Annotated in this window: 16 protein-coding genes; 14 read left to right on the forward strand and 2 right to left on the reverse strand. The window is 70.9% G+C overall.

All coding sequences use genetic code 11. The features are described 5' to 3' along the window. The first annotated feature begins 53 nt into the window (after nucleotides 1–53). The 3 genes from purL to grxD are packed head-to-tail and all read left to right on the forward strand — an operon-like array spanning nucleotide 54 to nucleotide 2,836. Complete coding sequence (gene purL / locus EOD42_RS13445) at nucleotides 54–2,237, forward strand: phosphoribosylformylglycinamidine synthase subunit PurL (protein ID WP_127788054.1); 2,184 nt, start codon at nucleotides 54–56, stop codon at nucleotides 2,235–2,237. A 9-nt stretch (nucleotides 2,238–2,246) separates the two neighbouring features. After that, complete coding sequence (locus EOD42_RS13450; RefSeq protein WP_127788346.1) at nucleotides 2,247–2,486, forward strand: BolA family protein; 240 nt, start codon at nucleotides 2,247–2,249, stop codon at nucleotides 2,484–2,486. An 11-nt stretch (nucleotides 2,487–2,497) separates the two neighbouring features. Then, on the forward strand, nucleotides 2,498–2,836 hold the full coding sequence (grxD, locus tag EOD42_RS13455) for a Grx4 family monothiol glutaredoxin (RefSeq protein WP_127788055.1): 339 nt from the start codon (nucleotides 2,498–2,500) through the stop codon (nucleotides 2,834–2,836). A 50-nt stretch (nucleotides 2,837–2,886) separates the two neighbouring features. Here grxD and EOD42_RS13460 read toward each other — a convergent pair whose 3' ends face one another. After that, the gene (locus EOD42_RS13460) at nucleotides 2,887–4,041 is read right to left on the reverse strand and encodes a phosphoserine transaminase (RefSeq protein ID WP_164867927.1); all 1,155 of its coding nucleotides are present in this window, start codon (nucleotides 4,039–4,041) and stop codon (nucleotides 2,887–2,889) included. 46 nt (nucleotides 4,042–4,087) lie between these two features. On the opposite strand from EOD42_RS13460, the gene EOD42_RS13465 reads away from it, so the two are divergent. The 10 genes from EOD42_RS13465 (at nucleotide 4,088) to ybaL (ending at nucleotide 13,950) form a co-directional block, all read left to right on the forward strand. Beyond that, nucleotides 4,088–5,128 carry an adenosine deaminase family protein gene (locus EOD42_RS13465; RefSeq protein WP_127788057.1) on the forward strand — a complete coding sequence of 347 codons (1,041 nt, stop codon included), beginning with the start codon at nucleotides 4,088–4,090 and terminating at the stop codon, nucleotides 5,126–5,128. After that, nucleotides 5,125–6,105: a Bug family tripartite tricarboxylate transporter substrate binding protein gene (locus tag EOD42_RS13470; protein ID WP_127788058.1), complete on the forward strand. Its 981-nt coding sequence runs from the start codon at nucleotides 5,125–5,127 to the stop codon at nucleotides 6,103–6,105. Before EOD42_RS13465 ends, EOD42_RS13470 begins: the two co-directional genes overlap by 4 nt. 51 nt (nucleotides 6,106–6,156) lie before the next feature. Next, nucleotides 6,157–6,411 (forward strand): hypothetical protein, encoded by a 255-nt coding sequence (locus EOD42_RS13475; protein WP_127788059.1) that lies wholly within the window; start codon nucleotides 6,157–6,159, stop codon nucleotides 6,409–6,411. A 51-nt stretch (nucleotides 6,412–6,462) separates the two neighbouring features. Further along, the gene (locus EOD42_RS13480; RefSeq protein ID WP_164867928.1) at nucleotides 6,463–7,626 is read left to right on the forward strand and encodes an MFS transporter; all 1,164 of its coding nucleotides are present in this window, start codon (nucleotides 6,463–6,465) and stop codon (nucleotides 7,624–7,626) included. Between the two features lie 73 nt (nucleotides 7,627–7,699). Beyond that, nucleotides 7,700–8,467, forward strand: a complete 768-nt coding sequence (gene modA / locus EOD42_RS13485) for a molybdate ABC transporter substrate-binding protein (protein ID WP_206020352.1) — start codon at nucleotides 7,700–7,702, stop codon at nucleotides 8,465–8,467. Further along, nucleotides 8,467–9,156, forward strand: a complete 690-nt coding sequence (gene modB, locus EOD42_RS13490) for a molybdate ABC transporter permease subunit (RefSeq protein WP_127788062.1) — start codon at nucleotides 8,467–8,469, stop codon at nucleotides 9,154–9,156. Before modA ends, modB begins: the two co-directional genes overlap by 1 nt. After that, the gene (gene modC / locus EOD42_RS13495; RefSeq protein ID WP_127788063.1) at nucleotides 9,156–10,253 is read left to right on the forward strand and encodes a molybdenum ABC transporter ATP-binding protein; all 1,098 of its coding nucleotides are present in this window, start codon (nucleotides 9,156–9,158) and stop codon (nucleotides 10,251–10,253) included. The genes modB and modC overlap by 1 nt, the downstream gene beginning before the upstream one ends. A gap of 29 nt (nucleotides 10,254–10,282) precedes the next feature. Next, complete coding sequence (locus tag EOD42_RS13500) at nucleotides 10,283–11,764, forward strand: aldehyde dehydrogenase family protein (RefSeq protein ID WP_127788064.1); 1,482 nt, start codon at nucleotides 10,283–10,285, stop codon at nucleotides 11,762–11,764. A gap of 11 nt (nucleotides 11,765–11,775) precedes the next feature. Continuing rightward, complete coding sequence (locus EOD42_RS13505) at nucleotides 11,776–12,144, forward strand: winged helix-turn-helix domain-containing protein (RefSeq protein WP_127788065.1); 369 nt, start codon at nucleotides 11,776–11,778, stop codon at nucleotides 12,142–12,144. A 72-nt stretch (nucleotides 12,145–12,216) separates the two neighbouring features. After that, complete coding sequence (gene ybaL / locus EOD42_RS13510; protein WP_127788066.1) at nucleotides 12,217–13,950, forward strand: YbaL family putative K(+) efflux transporter; 1,734 nt, start codon at nucleotides 12,217–12,219, stop codon at nucleotides 13,948–13,950. On the opposite strand, the gene EOD42_RS13515 is transcribed toward ybaL, so the two are convergent. Continuing rightward, nucleotides 13,942–16,347, reverse strand: coding sequence for a glycosyltransferase (locus tag EOD42_RS13515; protein WP_164867929.1), 2,406 nt, complete (start codon nucleotides 16,345–16,347; stop codon nucleotides 13,942–13,944). The genes ybaL and EOD42_RS13515 overlap by 9 nt on opposite strands. A gap of 182 nt (nucleotides 16,348–16,529) precedes the next feature. Between EOD42_RS13515 and EOD42_RS13520 the strand changes: the two genes are divergently transcribed. Continuing rightward, nucleotides 16,530–17,513 (forward strand): Bug family tripartite tricarboxylate transporter substrate binding protein, encoded by a 984-nt coding sequence (locus tag EOD42_RS13520; protein WP_127788068.1) that lies wholly within the window; start codon nucleotides 16,530–16,532, stop codon nucleotides 17,511–17,513. Nucleotides 17,514–17,519: the final 6 nt, after the last annotated feature.

Here is a 17,519-nt window from a genome sequence, read left to right on the forward strand (position 1 = left end):
CGGCGCGGAAAACTCTGCTAACCCCCGCCTGCCGTTACAAGTCCGGAGCGCCCATGGACCTCTTGCCCGCCGACCGCGCCAGCCAGCTCGCCGCCCAGTTCGGCCTGAAGCCCGATGAGTTCGAGCGCGCGCTCGCCATCCTGGGCCGCCAGCCGACCCTGACCGAGCTCGGCATCTTCTCCGTCATGTGGTCGGAGCATTGCTCCTACAAATCCTCCCGCGTGTGGCTGAAGCAGCTGCCGACCAAGGCGCCCTGGGTGATCCAGGGCCCGGGTGAGAACGCGGGCGTGATCGACATCGGTGAGGGCCTGGCCGCCGTCTTCAAGATGGAGAGCCACAACCACCCCTCCTTCATCGAGCCCTATTCGGGGGCTGCCACCGGCGTGGGCGGCATCCTGCGCGACGTGTTCACCATGGGCGCCCGCCCGGTGGCGAACCTGAACGCGCTGCGTTTCGGCGATCCCTCCCTGCCCCGCACGCGCCGCATCCTGGATGGCGTGGTGCGCGGCATCGGCGGCTACGGCAATTGCGTGGGCGTGCCGACCGTGGGCGGCGAGGTGAACTTCCACCCCGCCTATAACGGCAACCCGCTGGTGAACGCGATGACGGTGGGCATCGCGCCCGCGGACCGCATCTTCACCGCGGCCGCCAGCGGCGTCGGCAACCCGGTCGTCTATGTCGGCTCCAAGACCGGCCGCGACGGCATCCACGGCGCCACCATGTCCTCGGCCGAATTCGACAAGGACAGCGAGGAAAAGCGCCCCACGGTCCAGATCGGCGACCCGTTCGCCGAGAAGCTGCTGATCGAGGCCTGCCTGGAGCTGATGGCCACCGACGCCATCGTCGCCATCCAGGACATGGGCGCGGCGGGCCTGACCTCCTCCGGCGTCGAGATGGCCGGCAAGGGCGGCATGGGCGTCGAGCTCATCATGGATAATGTCCCTCAGCGTGAGGAAGGCATGTCCGCCTATGAGATGATGCTGTCGGAGAGCCAGGAGCGCATGCTCATGGTGCTCAAGCCCGGCCAGGAGCACATCGCCGAGGCCATCTTCCACAAGTGGGAGCTGGATTTCGCCGTCATCGGCCACCTGACCGATACCGGCCGCATCGTGATCCGCCACAAGGGCAACATCGAGGCCGACATCCTGCTGGCCCCGCTGGAATCCGAGGCCCCGCTGTACAACCGCCCCACCGAGGAGACGCCCAAGCAGCCCGCGCTGCCGCCGGTGGCCGACCCCGTGGGCATCATCCCGGCGCTGAAGACGCTCGTCGCCAGCCCCGACCTGTGCAGCCGCCGCTGGATCTGGGACCAGTATGACGCCCAGGTGGGCGGCCAGACCAGCAAGCGCCCCGGCCAGGCCGACGCCGCCGTCGTGCGCGTCGAGGGCAAGCGCCGGGCGCTGGCCATGACCACCGACTGCACGCCGCGCTATGTGGTGGCCGACCCCGAGGCGGGCGGCGCCCAGGCCGTGGCCGAGGCATGGCGCAACATCACCGCCGTCGGCGCCCTGCCGCTGGCCATCACCGACAACATGAACTTCGGCAACCCCGAGAAGCCGCGCATCATGGGCCAGTTCGCCTATGCCGTGCGCGGCATGGCCGCCGCCTGCACCGCGCTGGACTTCCCGGTCGTGTCGGGCAACGTCTCGCTCTACAACGAGACCGAGGGCCGCCCGATCCTGCCGACGCCGGCCATCGGCGGCGTGGGCGTGATCGAGGACCTGGCCAGCGCCGTGGGCCTGTCCATGCCCGCCAAGGCCGATCTGGTGCTGATCGGTGCCACCGCCGGGCATCTGGGCCAGTCGATCTGGCTGCGCGACATCGCCGGCCAGGAAGCCGGCCCGCCGCCGCCCGTGGACCTCGCCGCCGAGCGCAAGAACGGCGATTTCGTCCGCGCCGAGATCCTGGCCGGCCGCGTGCTGGCCTGCCACGACCTGTCCGATGGCGGGCTGCTGGTGGCGCTGGCCGAGATGGCCATGGCCTCGGGCGTCGGTGCCTCCATCACCGCCCAGGGCGACCACGCCTTCTGGTATGGCGAGGACCAGGCCCGCTACATCCTGGCCGTCGCTGATGCCGACGCAGCGCTGGCCGCGGCCGCGGCCGCCGGGGTTCCGGCGCAAAAGCTGGGCGTTTCCGGCGGCACCGGCTTGGAATTGGACCGTATTGGTTCCATATCTGTCGCTGAACTGACGGAAGCGCATGAATCCGCGCTGCCGAAGCTGATGGAAGGGGTCTGAGCCTTGCCGATGCAGCCCGAGGAGATCAGCGCCTTCATCAAGGCCGCCCTCCCCGACGCCGAAGTCACCATCACCGACCTGGCCGGTGATGGCGATCATTACGCCGCCCATGTCGTCAGCGACGCTTTCCGTGGCCTGTCCCGGGTGAAGCAGCACCAGCTGGTCTATGCGTCCCTGCAGGGTCGCATGGGCGGGGTGCTGCATGCCCTGGCGCTGACCACCGCGCTGCCCGAAACCACCTCCGCCTGAGGAACCGAACCATGTCCGAGAACCCCGTTTTCGACCGCATCAAGGCCGAGATCGACAGCGCCCCAGTGGTGCTGTTCATGAAGGGCACGCCCGTCTTTCCGCAATGCGGCTTCTCTGCCCGCGTGGTGCAGATCCTGTCGCACATCGGCGCGCCCTTCAAAGGCGTGAACGTGCTGGAAGACATGGAGATCCGCGAGGGGATCAAGGCCTACACCAACTGGCCGACCATTCCCCAGCTGTATGTGAACGGCGAGTTCGTCGGCGGCTGCGACATCGTGACCGAGATGTTCCAGGACGGCGAGCTGCAGCAGGCGCTGGGCGAAAAGGGCATCATCCCCGCCCAGGCCTGAACCGACGGCCTTCGGATGGCGCCGCACCCGCAAGGGGCGGCGCCATTTTTTTACCCGCCCACTTCTTCAAGTGCCCAGTCAAGCCAGGGCAGCAAAGCCCTGATATCACTGGTTTCCACCGTGGCCCCGCCCCAGATGCGCAGGGATGGCGGGGCATCGCGATAGCCGCCGGCATCGAAGGCCACGCCCTCGGCCTCCAGCAGCGCCGCCAGCTTCTTGGCCAGCTTCTCCTGCGCCTCGGGCCACAGGGCCTTGAAGCCTACCGTGTTGGGCGCGATGCAGATGGAGGTGCTGGAGCGCACGGCCGGGTCCTCGGCCAGGAAGCGCCAGCGCTCGCCATTGCCGACCCATTGCTCCACCGTCGCGAGGTTCGCGCGGCTGCGGGCGATCAGCCCGTCCAGCCCGCCCACATCCTCGGCCCAGCGCAGCCCGTCCAGCGCGTCGGCCACGCAGAGCATGCTGGGGGTGTTGATGGTGTCGCCCTTGAAGATGCCTTCGATCAGCTTGCCGCCACTGGTCAGGCGGAAGATCTTGGGCATCGGCCAGGCAGGCTTGTGGCTCTCCAGCCGCTCCACCGCGCGCGGGCTCAGCGCCAGCATGCCGTGGGCCGCCTCGCCGCCCAGCACCTTCTGCCAGGACCAGGTGACGACATCCAGCTTGTCCCAGGCCAGATCCATGGCAAACGCCGCCGAGGTCGCGTCGCAGATCGCGAGGCCCTGGCGGTCGGCGGGAATCCAGTCGCCACCCGGCACGCGGGCGCCGCTGGTGGTGCCGTTCCAGGTGAAGACCACGTCGTTGGACCAGTCCAGCGCCGACAGGTCCGGGATCGAGCCATAGGGCGCCTTCAGCACCTCGGCGTCGATCTTCAGCTGCTTCAGGATGTCCTGCGCCCAGGTGTCGCCGAAGCTCTCGAAGGCCACGACCTGCACGCCGCGCGGGCCCAGCAGGTGCCACAGCGCCATCTCGATCGCACCGGTGTCGCTGGCGGGCATGATGCCCAGGCGCCAGCCCTCGGGCATGCGCAGCACGGATTTGGAACGCTCGATCACCTCGCCCAGCAGGGCGCGGGCGGGGGCGGCACGATGGGATCGGCCGACCATGGCGCCTTCCAGCGCCGAGAGGGACCAGCCCGGGCGCTTGGCGCAGGGGCCGGAGGAGAAACAGGGGTTCGCCGGGCGCGTCGCCGGCCGCTCGACCTTGCTCATGGCGACAGGCATTGCGCCGGAACGCCCATCGCGGCAAGGGTGCGCCATGCTGACCGAAGCGTTTTTCCGCGCCATCCCAAAGCTCGCCCTGCATGACCACCTGCTGGGCACCATCTCCCGCGAGACGTTCCAGGACCTGGCGGAGAAACGCCGGGCCACCATCACCGCCGAGGAGATCGCCGCCTTCTACATCCGCGGCGAGAAGCCCGTGGGGGTGCTGCGCGCCTTCCGCGCGCTGGAATCCGAGGTGCTGAGGGAGCCCGAGGATTTCCACCGCATCACCTATGAATACCTGACCGCCCATGCCCGCCAGGGCGTGGTGCATGCCGAGATCTTCTGGAACCCGACCGGCAGTTGCCGCGATGCCACCGACTATGCCCGCCTGCGCTCCGGCATCATCGCGGGCTTCGAGGATGCCCGGCGCGACCTCGGCGTCTCGGCGCTGCTGATCCCCTCGATCGACCGCGAGGCCTCCCCCGAGGCCGCCATGGCCATGGTGGAATGGATGATCGAGCAGCCGCACGTCCAGGCCGTGGGCATCGGCATCGACTACAATGAGGTGAAGGGCCCGCCCGGGCAGTTCGTGCCCGCCTACCGGCTTGCGGGACGCCATGGCCTGCTGCGCACCGCCCATGCCGGCGAGTTCGGCTGCCCGCCCGCCAACATCCGCACCGCCATCCATGAGATGGGCGTGGACCGGCTCGACCACGCCTATACCGCCATCGACGACCCCGACCTGTGCCGGGAGATCGCGGACCGCAACCTGATCGTGACGGTGGTGCCCAGCAACAGCTACTACCTGCGCACCCTGCCCCGCGATTCCTGGGCGGCCGAGCACCCGATCCGGCGCATGCCGGCCCTGGGGCTGCGCATCCATCCCAATACCGACGACCCGACCATGCATCTTGTGACGCCGGCCCGCGCCTGGGGCATGATGCATTGGGAATTCGGCTTCGGCCCTGATGCCTTGCGCGCATTCCTGCTGAACGGCATTGACGGCGCCTTCGTGGAGGAAGCGCAGAAATCCGTCTGGCGGGCCGAGCATCTGGCCGCCTTTGACACGCTTCTGAAGGAACACGCGCCGTGACCCTCGCCCGCCGCTCGCTTCTGGCCCTGCCTGCCCTGGCCCCCACCCTGGCCCCCACCCTGGCCAGCGCCCAATCCTGGCCGACCCGCCCCATCACGCTGATCGTGCCCTTCGCGGCAGGCGGCAATGTGGACACCGCCGCCCGCGTCGTAGCCCCCGAACTGTCCCGCCGCCTGGGCCAGAGCGTGGTGGTCGAGAACGTGCCCGGCGCGGGCGGCACCATCGGCGTGGAGCGCGTGGCCCGTGCCGCCCCCGATGGCCACACCCTGATCGTCGCGGTCGAGAGCACCATGGGCATCGCCCCGGTGCTGACGCCCCAGGCCGTGCGTTATGACGCCGTGCGGGATTTCGCCCCCGTGGCCATGCTGGCCACCCTGCCGCTGACGCTGGTGGGCCGCAACGACCTGGGGGCTGCGGATTTCCCCGCCCTGGTCGAACTGGCCAAGCGCGGCCAGGGGCTGACCTATGCCACCTCCGGCGTCGGCACGGCGCACCACCTGCTGGGCGAGATCATCGCCCAGCGCACCGGCGCGAAGCTGGAGCATGTGCCCTATCGCGTCTCCGCCCAGATCCCGACCGATGTGATGGGCGGGCGGCTGGACCTGACGATCCTGACCATCACGCTCACCGCGCCGCTGGTGCGGGAGGGCAAGATCAAGCCCTACGCCGTGTCCTCGCCCGCGCCGCACCCGCTGCTGCCGGGCGTGCCGACGCTGAACAGCCAGCCGGGACTGGCGGGGCTGAACCTGGAAGTCTGGCAGGGCATCTTCGCCCCGGCCCGCACGGACCCCGCCATCGTCGCCCGCCTGGCGGCCGAGACCAGCGCGGCGCTTGCCGAGACCGAGGTCCAGAACCGGCTGGCCAGCATCGGCATGACGCCCTCCACCCTGGCGCGCGACGCGCTGGGTGCCTATCTGCGGGAGGAGATCACCCGCTACACCGACGTGATCCGCAGCGCGAATATCCGGGTCGATTAACTCGGCCTTAACTTCCGTCTCATATCGCGAGACGGAAGGAGGGTTTTCGAGATGACCTCGGTAACCATGTCGCTGGGCCCGATCTTCCCGGCCAATCTGCCCCGGGTCACGCCCGGGCGCGTCACCCCGGACGAGATGATGGGGCAGCACAGCCTCTATTATCCGCTGGGGGCGCCGCTTGCCTCGCTGACCATGGTGCTGGAGGCGTCACGCGCCGCCCCCGCATCGGAACGCGAGCCCGAGGCGCGCCCGCCGCCCATCGCCACCGTGCAGGAGCGCGGCGCCAAGCTCGATATCAGCATGTGAGAGCAACGGCCGGGAGGCGAAGCGGGGCACGCGCGCCCTATGCCCTGGCGCATGAGACACCTGATCCTCGGCGCGGCCGGCATTCATGCCGCCGACCAGCTCCTCCTCGCCGCCCTGCCGCTGATCGGCGGGGTGGTTCTGCATCTGGAACCCCAGGCGATCGCGGCGCTGGTCGCGATGCCGGGCTTTGCCTGGCTGATCGCCTCGCTGCCCGCGGGCGTGCTGGTGGACCGCTGGCCGCGCCGGCGCGTGCTGCTGCTGGCGGCGGGCCTGACGCTGGGCGGGCTGCTGGCCGCCATGCTGGCGCCCGACGCCCGCGCGCTGGGGCTGGCCGCGCTGCTGGGCAGCCTGGGCACGGTGGTGTTCGTGCTGGCGGCAGGCGCCACGGTGCCGGTGCTCGCGGCGCGCGAGGGCTTCGCCGGCGCCAATGCCAGGCTGGAGCTGGCCCGTGCCGGGGCCTCGCTGCTGGCCCCGGTCATCGCGGGATGGTGCGCGGCGCGCGGACTCGGGATGCTGGCGCTGGGGCTCGGCGCGCTGGGGGCGATGGCGGCGCTGGGCGGCACGGCGCGGCTGACCACCCTGCCCCCGCCGCCGGCGCAGCATGCCCCCATCCTGGCCGGGTTGAAGGAAGGCGCGCTGTTCCTGGCGCGGCAGCCGTTGCTGCGTTCGGTCTTCGGCTGCGCCCTGTGCTGGAACTTCGGCTTCTTCGCCTGGCTGGCGGCCGCCGTGCCCTTCGCGCTGCATGTGGCGGGGCTCTCGGCGGCCGAGACCGGCATGGCGCAGGCAGGCTATGGCTTCGGCATGATCCTGGGTGCGGCGCTCGCCCCCTGGATGCTGCGGCAGGCGCCGCCCGCCCTGGTGCTGCTGGGCGGGCCCGGCATCTCGGTGCTGGCGGCGCCCTTGCTGATTGGGGCGCCGGGTGCGCCCGCACTGGCCATCGGCGCCTTCCTGCTGGGCTTCGGGCCGATGCAATGGGCCATTGCCCAGGTCAGCCTGCGCCAGGCCGTGACGCCGCCCGCGCTGCTGGGCCGGGTCGGGGCCTCGCTGCAGCTGGCCATCTATGGCGTGCGGCCGCTGGGGGCGCTGGCCTCCGGCGCCGCCATGGCCGCCTGGGGGCCGGGCGGCGGCATCGCGCTGGCGGGCTGCGCCTTCCTCGCCTCCTTCCTCGTCTCGGCCTTCTCGCCGCTGGCGCGGCTGCGCGCCATGCCGGGGTGATGGCCAAGGGACCATGGACGCCTCGCAATCCCGGCGTTATGTTCGACTGTATATAAAGACCGGGATGTCCCTCATGATGCTTCGCCGAGCCGTTCTGGCCTGCGTGTTGGCGCTGGCTGTGCCCGCCGCCGCCCGCGCCCAGGAACTGACGATCTTCGCCGCCGCCAGCCTGACGGATGCCATGCGCACGCTCGGCACGGCCTGGCAGCAGAAGGGCAACCCGCTGCCCCGCATGTCCTTCGCCGCCTCCTCGGCCCTGGCGCGGCAGATCGAGCAGGGCGCGCCCGCCGACCTGTTCCTCTCGGCCGACGAGCCCTGGATGAACTACCTCCAGGAGCGCAACCTGATCGTGAACAGCACCCGAATCAGCCCGATCGGCAATTCGCTGGTGCTGGTGGCGCCGGCCAATGCCGCGCGCCCCGTCGCGCTGGCGCGGGACACCAACCTGGCGGCCCTTCTGGGCCCGCAGGGCCGCGTGGCGACCGGTGACCCGGCGCATGTGCCGGTCGGCCGCTATGCCCAGGCGGCACTCACCTGGATGGGCCAGTGGGATGCGATCAACCCGCGCCTGGCGCGCGCCGACAGCGTGCGTTCCGCCCTGCTGCTGGTGGAGCGCGGCGAGGCCCCCTACGGCATCGTTTACGGCACCGATGCCGCGATCAGCCAGGGCGTGCGCGTGGTCGGCACCTTCCCGGCCGAGAGCCACACCCCCGTGACCTATCCCTTCGCGCTGATGCGCCGCGCCGAGGCCAACGCCCAGGCACAGGCCTTCCTCGCCTTCCTGACCGGGCCCGAGGCGCGGCCCGTCTGGGAACGCTACGGCTTCCGCCTGGCGCATTAGTGCTCTCGGCGGAGGAATGGCAGGCCGTTCAGCTCAGCCTGAACGTGGCGTTGCGCTCGGTGGCGGTGTCTCTGGTGCCGGCGATCGCCATCGCCTGGCTGCTGGTGCGCGGCCGCTTTCCGGGGCGGATGCTGTTGGATGCGGTGGTGCATCTGCCCCTGGTGGTGCCGCCCGTGGTGGTGGGCTGGGGGCTGCTGATGCTGTTCGGCGTGCGCGGCCCCATCGGCGGGCCACTGCAGCAGTGGTTCGGCATCCGGCTGGTGTTCAGCACCGACGGCGCGGCCCTGGCCACCGCCGTCATGTCCTTCCCGCTGATCGTGCGCGCGGTGCGCCTGGGGCTTGAGAATGTGGATCGGGGCCTGGAGCAGGCGGCCCGCACGCTGGGTGCCGGCCGCTGGGACGTGTTCCTGACCGTGACGCTGCCGCTGATGGCGCCCGGCATCCTGGCCGGCGCGGTCACGGCCTTCGCCGCGGGCCTCGGTGAGTTCGGCGCGGTCATCACCTTCGCCTCCAACATCCCCGGCGAGACCCAGACCCTGCCCCTCGCCATCTATTCCGCCACTCAGACACCAGGCGGCGAGACGACGGCCGCAAGGCTGGCCGCCGTCTCCTTCGGGCTGGCCATCGCGGGGCTGCTGGCGGCGGAACTGATCGCGCGCCGCATGCAGCGCCTGCTGGGGCGCGGCTGATGCTCTCGGTCGCCGCGCGCACGCAGTTTCCGGGCTTCGCGCTCGATGTCGAATTCGAGGCCCCTTCGGAGGGCGTGACGGTGCTGTTCGGGCCCTCCGGCTGCGGCAAGAGCACCATCCTGGCCGCCGTCGCCGGGCTCGCCGCCCCGCGTGAGGGGCGGATCGCGCTGGACGACACGGTGCTGCTGGACACCGCCCGCCGCATCGCCCTGCCGCCCGAGGCACGGCGCTGCGCCACCGTCTTCCAGGATGCCCGGCTGTTCCCGCACATGTCGGTCGAGACCAATTTGCGCTACGGCATGCGCCGCGCGCCCGCGGGGGCGACCGGCCCCTGCTTCGAGGAAGTCGTCTCCCTGCTGGGCATCGGCCATCTGCTGGGCCGCCGCCCGGGGGGCCTCTCGGGCGGGGAGAAGCAGCGCGTGGCCCTCGGCCGCGCCCTGCTGGCCCGCCCGCGCCTGCTGCTGATGGATGAGCCCCTGGCCGCGCTCGATGCCGGCCGCCGGGCGGAGGTGCTGCCCTTCCTCGCCCGGCTGCGCGACGCCTCCCGCCTACCCATCCTGTATGTCACCCACGCGCTGGATGAGGTGGACGCGCTGGCGGACCACCTGGTGCTGCTGAAGGATGGCCGCGTGCTGGCCGATGGCAGGCCCGAGGAGCTTTCGACCCGCACCGACCTGCCGCTGGCCGCGCGCCGCGACGCGGGCGTGCTGCTGCCCGTGCAGGTGCTGGCGCATGAGGCGGCGGGCGGCGTGTCGCGCCTGGGCTTCGCCGGGGGGGAGCTGGTCACGAGCCTGCGGCCGGAGCCGGTGGGCAGCTACATGCGCCTGCGCCTGCGCGCCCGCGACGTGGCGGTGGCCACGGAGGAACCGCGCGGCATCTCCACCCAGAACATCCTGAAGGCACGCATCGTCGACATCGTGCCCGCCGGCGAGGCGCAGGAGGTGTTCCTCCACCTCGCCCTCGGGCCTACCATCCTGCTCGCGCGCATCACGCGCGGCAGTGTGGGGCGTTTGGGCCTGGCGCCGGGCGGTGAGGTCTGGGCGCTGATCAAGGCCGTCACCTTCGACCATGCGGGGCTGCCGAGAGGGGCTGTCTGAACCGCGTCGATAATCATAAAGGAACCGCCATGAACCACATTCCCTCGACCCATCCCTTCCTGGACGGCAAGACCAAGCGCCTGCTGATCGACGGCAAGTGGCTGGAGGCCGCGAGCGGCCGCACCTTCACCACGATCAACCCCGCGACCGGCGAGACGCTGGCCGAGGTGGCGGAGGGCGACGCGGAGGATATCGACCGCGCGGTCGCCGCCGCCCGCCGCGCCTTCGAGGGGCCGTGGTCGCGCGTCACGCCCTATGAGCGCCAGTGCATCCTGCTGCGCCTGGCGGATCTGCTGGAAAAGAACTTCGAGGAGATGGCCGCCCTCGACACGCTCGACATGGGCGCGCCGCTGCAGCGCACCCGCGCCAACCGGCAGCGCGCGGTGGGCATGCTGCGCTACTATGCGGGCCAGGCCGTCAGCATCCATGGCGTGACCACGGATGTGTCCATCCCCGGCGATTTCGCGGCCTTCACCCGCAAGGAGCCGGTGGGCGTGGTGGGGGCCATCATCCCCTGGAACGCGCCGCTCTCCTCCTCGATCTGGAAGCTGGGGCCCGTGCTGGCCACCGGCTGCACGGTGGTGCTGAAGCCCGCCGAGGAAGCGCCGCTGACGCCGCTGCGCCTCGCGGAACTGTGCCTGGAGGCGGGCGTGCCGCCGGGCGTGATCAATGTGGTGCCGGGCTATGGCGAGACCGCGGGTGCGGCACTCGCGGGCCATATGGACGTGGACAAGGTGGCCTTCACCGGCAGCCATTTCACCGGCCAGAAGATCATCAAGGCGAGCGCCAACAACCTGAAGCGGGTTTCGCTGGAACTCGGCGGCAAGTCGCCGGACATCGTGTTCGCCGATGCCGACCTCGATGCCGCCGTGCCGGGTGCGGCCATGGCCGTCTTCGCCAATTCCGGCCAGATCTGCTCGGCGGGCACCCGGCTGTTCGTCGAACAGAAGGTCTATGAGGAGTTCACCCACAAGGTGGCGGACTTCGCGAAGAACCTGCGCGTGGGCGATGGCCGCGACCCCGAGGTGCAGGTGGGCCCGCTGGTTTCCACCGAGCAGCTGGAGCGCGTGACGGGCTACCTCGCAATCGGCCGGCAGGAGGGAGCGAAGCCGCTGTCGGGCGGCGAGCGCCTGACCGATGGCCCACTTGCCAACGGCTTCTTCGTGCCGCCCACCGTGTTTGCCGATGTGCGCGACGAGATGCGCATCGCGCAGGAGGAGATCTTCGGTCCGGTGATTTCCGCCATTCCCTTCACCGACATCGACGAGGTGCTGGCGCGCGGCAACGCCACCACCTTCGGCCTGGGCAGCGGCGTGTGGACGCGCGATGTCAGCAAGGCGCACAGGCTGGCCAAGGGCCTGCGCGCGGGCTCGGTCTGGGTGAACTGCTATCAGGCGATGGACCCGGCCATGCCCTTCGGCGGCTATAAGATGAGCGGCTATGGCCGCGAGGGCGGCCCGACCCATGTGGACGAGTACCTGAACATCAAGGCAGTCTGGATCAAGACCTGACAGGAGGGCCGATGAGCCGCCGCAACGCCCCATCCCTGCCCGAGACAGCCATGCTGAGCCTCAGGGTCGATCTGCCCCAGGGCCGCATCGGCCCCGGCAAGGTGGCGCTGCTGGAGGCCATCGGCCGCGAGGGCTCGATCTCCGCCGCCGGGCGCGCCATGGGCATGAGCTACAAGCGCGCCTGGGACCTGGTGGATACGCTGAACCAGATGCTGGTCGAGCCCGCGGTCGCGGCCAACCCCGGCGGGGTCGGCGGCGGCGGAGCGTCACTCACGCCGGCCGGCGAGGCGCTGATCCGCGACTATCGCGCGCTGGAGGCGGCGGCCGAACAGGCGGCCAACCCCTATGTCACATCCCTCGCGGCCTTGATGAAAGGCTGAATTCCGCCGCAATGAGGTTGCACTGCGGCATGGCCGACGCAATCTGCGTTGGGCCACTCGCAAGGTAGCCGCATGCCCGCACACCACTCGCCGCTGATCGCCACCATCGCCGCGGGTCTGGTACTGGCCTACATCTTCGGCCTGCTGGCGAACCGGCTGCGCATCCAGCCGCTGGTGGGCTATCTGCTGGCGGGCGTGGCCGTCGGCCCCTACACGCCGGGCTTCATCGCCGATCAGGCGCTGGCGGGCGAATTGGCCGAGATCGGCGTCATCCTGCTGATGTTCGGCGTGGGGCTGCATTTCTCGCTGAAGGATCTGGCCTCGGTCGCCAAGATCGCGGTGCCGGGCGCGCTGCTGGAAATCGGCGCGGCCACCGCCCTGGGCTCCGGCCTGGCCTGGATACTGGGCTGGGGGCCGGGGGCGATGATCGTCTTCGGGCTCTCGCTGTCGGTGGCCAGTACGGCGGTGGTGGTGCGCGGCCTGCAGGAACGCCGCATGCTGGAGACCGAGCGCGGGCGCATCATCGTGGGCTGGCTGGTGGTCGAGGACCTGGCCATGGTCATCGCGCTGGTGGTGCTGCCGGCGCTGGCGGGCCTGGCCGGCGGCCGGGGCATCTCGCACCAGGCGATCTGGATGACGCTCGGCATCACGCTGGCCAAGGTGGCGGGCTTCATCGCCTTCATGCTGGTGGCGGGCCGGCGGATCATTCCCTGGGTGATGCACTACACCGCCCATACCGGCTCGCGGGAGTTGTTCCGCCTCGCTGTCTATGCCACGGCGCTCGGCATCGCCTATGTGGCCGCGCGCTTCTTCGATGCGTCCTTCGCGCTGGGCGCCTTCGTGGCCGGCATCGTGCTGGGTGACACCAAGCTGAGCCAGCGCGCGACCGAGGAAGCCCTGCCGCTGCGCGATGCCTTCGCGGTGCTGTTCTTCGTCTCCGTCGGCATGCTGTTCAACCCGGCGATCCTGCTGCAGCGGCCGCTGGCGGTGCTGGGCACGCTGGTGGTCATCATGCTGGGCAAGACGGCGGTGGTGTATCTGGCGCTGCGGCTGTTCCGCTACCGGCGCACCACCGCGCTGTCGGTCGCGGCAAGGCTGGGGCTGATCGGTGAGTTCAGCTTCATCCTGATCGGCCTCGGCGTCACGCTGCACCTGGTGCCGGCTGCGGCGCGCGACCTGGTGCTGGCGGGCGCCATCCTGTCGATCCTGCTGAACCCGGTCATGGTGCATCTGGCCGACAGCGCTGTGGAGGTGAAGGCCCGCGTGCTGCGCGCCATGGGCAAGGCCCCGCCCGCCGAGGCCCCGGCAGAACCCCCGGCGCCGGAGCCCGAGCCCATCGTCGCCTCCCAACCCGAACCCGAGGCCGCCCCGCCCACCAGCCTGACCGGCCATGACATCGTGGTCGGGCACGGCCGTGTGGGCAGGCTGGTCGCCGCCGGGCTGATCGCGGCCGGACGCCCCGTGCTGGTCATCGAGGACCGCAGCGAGGCCCGCCAGGCGGCGCGCGAGGCGGGCGCCGAGGTGATCGACGGCAATGCCGCCACCCCTGCCGCCCTGGCCCTGGCCAATCTGCCCGGCGCCGAGCGCCTGTTCGTCACCATCCCCGAGAGCTTCGAGGCGGGCCAGGTGGTGCAGCAGGCCCGCGCCGCCAACCCGAAGCTGGAGATCCTGGCGCGCGCCCATTCGGATGCCTGCTACGACCACCTTGAGAAGATGGGCTCCGACCTGACCATCCTGGGCGAGCGCGAGATCGCGCACCGCATGCTGGACCGCGCGCAGGTGGAGAAGGTGACGGAGTCAGCCTAGCGCGGCGCGCATCTGCGCGCGCACGGCCTGTTCGCCGAAACGCGCGCGGATGTAGGAAAGCCCGGCCTCCGACAGGCGCGCGTTCCAGCCGGCATCGGTTTCCAGGCGGTGCAGCTTTTCCGCCATGGCGGCGGCATCCTCAGCCAGCAGCCAGCGCAGTTCCTCCGGCAGGCCCAGCCCCTCGGCGGCCACGGCCGTCATCACGCAGGGCAGGCCATGCGCCAGGCTGTCCAGCACCTTGCCCTTGATGCCCGCGCCATAGCGCAGGGGTGCCACGGCCGAGCGGTGCCGGTGCAGCGCCGGGGCGAGTTCCGGAACGAAGCCTGCCACCCGGATGTCGCCATGCCCCTCGGCCAGCACCTCGGGCGTGGGGCCGCTGCCGTAGATGGTCAGCGGCAGGCCGTCCAGCAGCGGGCGCAACGCGCGGCCCATCCACAGCACGGCATCCACATTGGGCGCATGGGCGAAACCGCCGAGGAAGCAGGTGCCCCGGCGCTCCAGGAAGGGCTGCGTCGTGGGGTTCGGCGTGACCGGCCAGGTCACGACATGCACGCGTGCCCGCGGCAGCAGGCGCGCCAGCAGCGCCGCTTCCTCGGGCGAATGCACCACCGTGGCATCGGCCGCCGCGATCAGGGAAAGCTCCTCCTGCCGGATCACGGCGGCCTGGGCGGCGAGAAGCGCGTCGCCCTCCAGCGCCGCCTCGCGCTCCAGCCGCAGGAAGTGCAGGTCGCAGACCGAGAACACGACGCGCGCCTGGGGCGCCAGGCGGCGGGCCAGCGCCAGATGCCGGCGCGCGCTGCCGTAGCGGTAGAGGTAGATCACCTCGGGCGGGGCGGGCATGCGCAGCAGCGCTTCCTCCAGCGAGTGCCGCCAGGGGGCGTGCAGGCACTGGATGCCGCGCCGCTCCAGCGCGCGGGTATAGGCGCCCGCTTCCTCCTGGAACTCCGAGGGCGCGAAGGTCACGCGGTATCCCAGCCCCTGCAGCAGCCGCATGTGCTGCACCGAGGCCTGGCTGCCGGCATCGCGGTCAGGGGTGGGGGTGGCCTCGTCGATGAACAGGGCGCGCGGGCCGGCGGCGCGATCGGCCTCGGCTTCCGGGTTGCGGCCGGTTTCCGCGTGGCCGGCCAGCGTGGAGGCCCAGCGTTCCCGCAGCCGGGCCTGGTTCAGCACCTGGTGCCGCTTCACCCCGCGCTCGATGTCACGGCCGTGGCTGGCGCCTTCCAGGTGGATGATGCGGGCTGCGGGCTGCACCACCACGCGCTGCCCGGCGGCACGCACGCGGAAGCACAGGTCCACATCCTCGTAATAGGCGGGGGCGTAATGCGCGTCGAAGCCGCCCAGTTCACGGAACAGCGCGGCCGGGATCATCAGCGCGGCGCCCGAGACATAGTCCGCGTCGCGCAGGAAGCGATAGCGCGGGTCGTCCGGGTCCTCGTTGCGGCCATAGCTCCAGGCATCCGCCTCGCGCCAGATGATGCCGCCGGCCTCCTGCAAGGTGCCGTCATCATTGAGCAGGGCCGCGCCCACCACGCCGATGCCGGGTGCCAGCGTGGCCAGCATCTCATCCAGCCAGCCCGGTGTGACGATGGTATCGTTGTTCAGGAACAGCAGCACCCGCCCGCGCGCGGCGGCCGCCCCCGCATTGCAGGCGCCGATGAAGCCGAGGTTCGCCTTCTGCCGCAGCACGCGGATGTTGCCCGAAAGCGCCGCGTCGCGCGTCTCGTCGGTCGAGGCATCATCGACCAGCACCACCTCGAACGAGGCGCGCGGCATCTGGGCGATCAGGCTGGTGAGGCAGGCATGGGTGACTGCCCACTGGTTGTGGGCGGGGATGATGACGCTGACCTCGGGCACGGTCTCGGGCAGGCTGAGCGGTGCGGAGGCATCATGCGCGCCGTGGGCTGCCGCACGCTCCGGCAGGCCGGCCTGGGCGGCCTCGGCCATCGCCAGGGCCCGGCGCAGGCTGGCCACGACAGGCGCCAGTTCCCCCGCCGTGCGGGCCCGGCGCGCGCTGTTCTCGACCAGCCCGGACAGCAGGCGTCCCACCCCGGCATCGAAGCCCCCGGCGCGGTGGATGACGCGGCCCATGCCCTCGATCAGCTCATGGCCCGTGGCGGTGTCGCGCAGCCGCACGCTGGCGAGCGTGCCGGGCATCAGCGCATGCACGGGGCGGATGCTGAAGCCGTGCCTGCCGTCGCCGATGCCCGCGGCCTCCAGGTCCGGCCGGTAGTTGGCGGCGACGACACGCGCCATCGGCACGTCGTCCAGCAGCAGTTCCAGCTCGACCCGCCGATCGGGCGCCGCGGGGTCACGCACCCAGCCCGCGATCTCCTGCGCGGTGAACACGTCCACGCTGCATTGCAGGGCGGCAGCGAGAGGGGGCGGTTCATCCGGCATCGGCACGCATCTAGCCCCAGGCGCCACGCGTGGTCCAGCAAGCGCGACCCATGCCGGCCCGGCATAGATGTTAAAGCCGCCACGGCATGAATCCGTCATGGACCCTGCCCGGACCCGCTGGCAGCCTGACGGGCAAGAGGAAGGTGCGACGCACGGCTCCAGCCCAGACCGGAGACCGAGTGATGTTCGAACGACTGCCCCGCCTGGTGGTGGCCATGACCTGCCTGATCGCGGGCACCGCCATGGCACAGGAATTTCCGCAGCGCGGCCGGCCATTGATGTTCATGAGCGGCTTCCCCGCCGGCACCGCGATCGACATCTACGGCCGCATCATCCAGGAACGCATCCAGCAGGAGCTGGGCGTGCCGATGGTGATCGACATCCGCGCCGGCGCCTCGGGCAACATCGCCATGGAGCAGACGGCGCGCGCCGCACCCGATGGCCACACCATCACCATGGCGACCAGCGCCATGATGGCCATCAACCCCGCCGTGTTCCCCCGCATGCCGGTGGACCCGGTGAATGACCTTGTGCCCATCGTCTCGCTGTTCGAGGCACCGAACATCATGACCGTCAGCACCGAGCAGCGGCCCGACTATACCAGTTGCCAGACGGTGATCGACGCGGCCCGCGCCCGGCCCGGGCAGCTGAACTACGCCAGCACGGGCATCGGCGCCTCGACGCACCTGGCGGGCGCACAGTTCGACAGCCTGCTGAACCTGCGGATGGTGCATGTGCCCTATCGCGGCGGGCCCTTCGCCATGACGGCGCTGTTCCAGGGCGATGTGGACGTGTTCTTCTACCAGACCGGGCCGGTGATCGACTTCTACCGCCAGGGCCGGGTGCGGCTGCTGGGCGTGACCTCGGCCGAGCGCATTCCGGCCATCCCCGAGATCCCGACCGTGGCCGAGGCCTGCAACCTGCCGGGCTTCGAGAGCACCACCTGGTACGCGCTGATGGCGCCCGCCCGCACGCCCAAGCCCATCCTGGACCGCCTGTCGGACGTATTCACGCGCGCGGCGCGCGACCCGGAGGTGACGCGGCGCGTGATCGAGATGGGCTTCACCCCCTGGGTCGCAGACGGCCCCACCACCCATGCCCGGCTGCGGCGTGACCTGCCCTTCTGGCGAGAGGTCGTCACACGGGTGGGCGCACGCGCCGAGTAAGGTCGC

The organism is Rhodovarius crocodyli (assembly GCF_004005855.1).
Taxonomy (GTDB): Bacteria; Pseudomonadota; Alphaproteobacteria; order Acetobacterales; family Acetobacteraceae; genus Rhodovarius; species Rhodovarius crocodyli.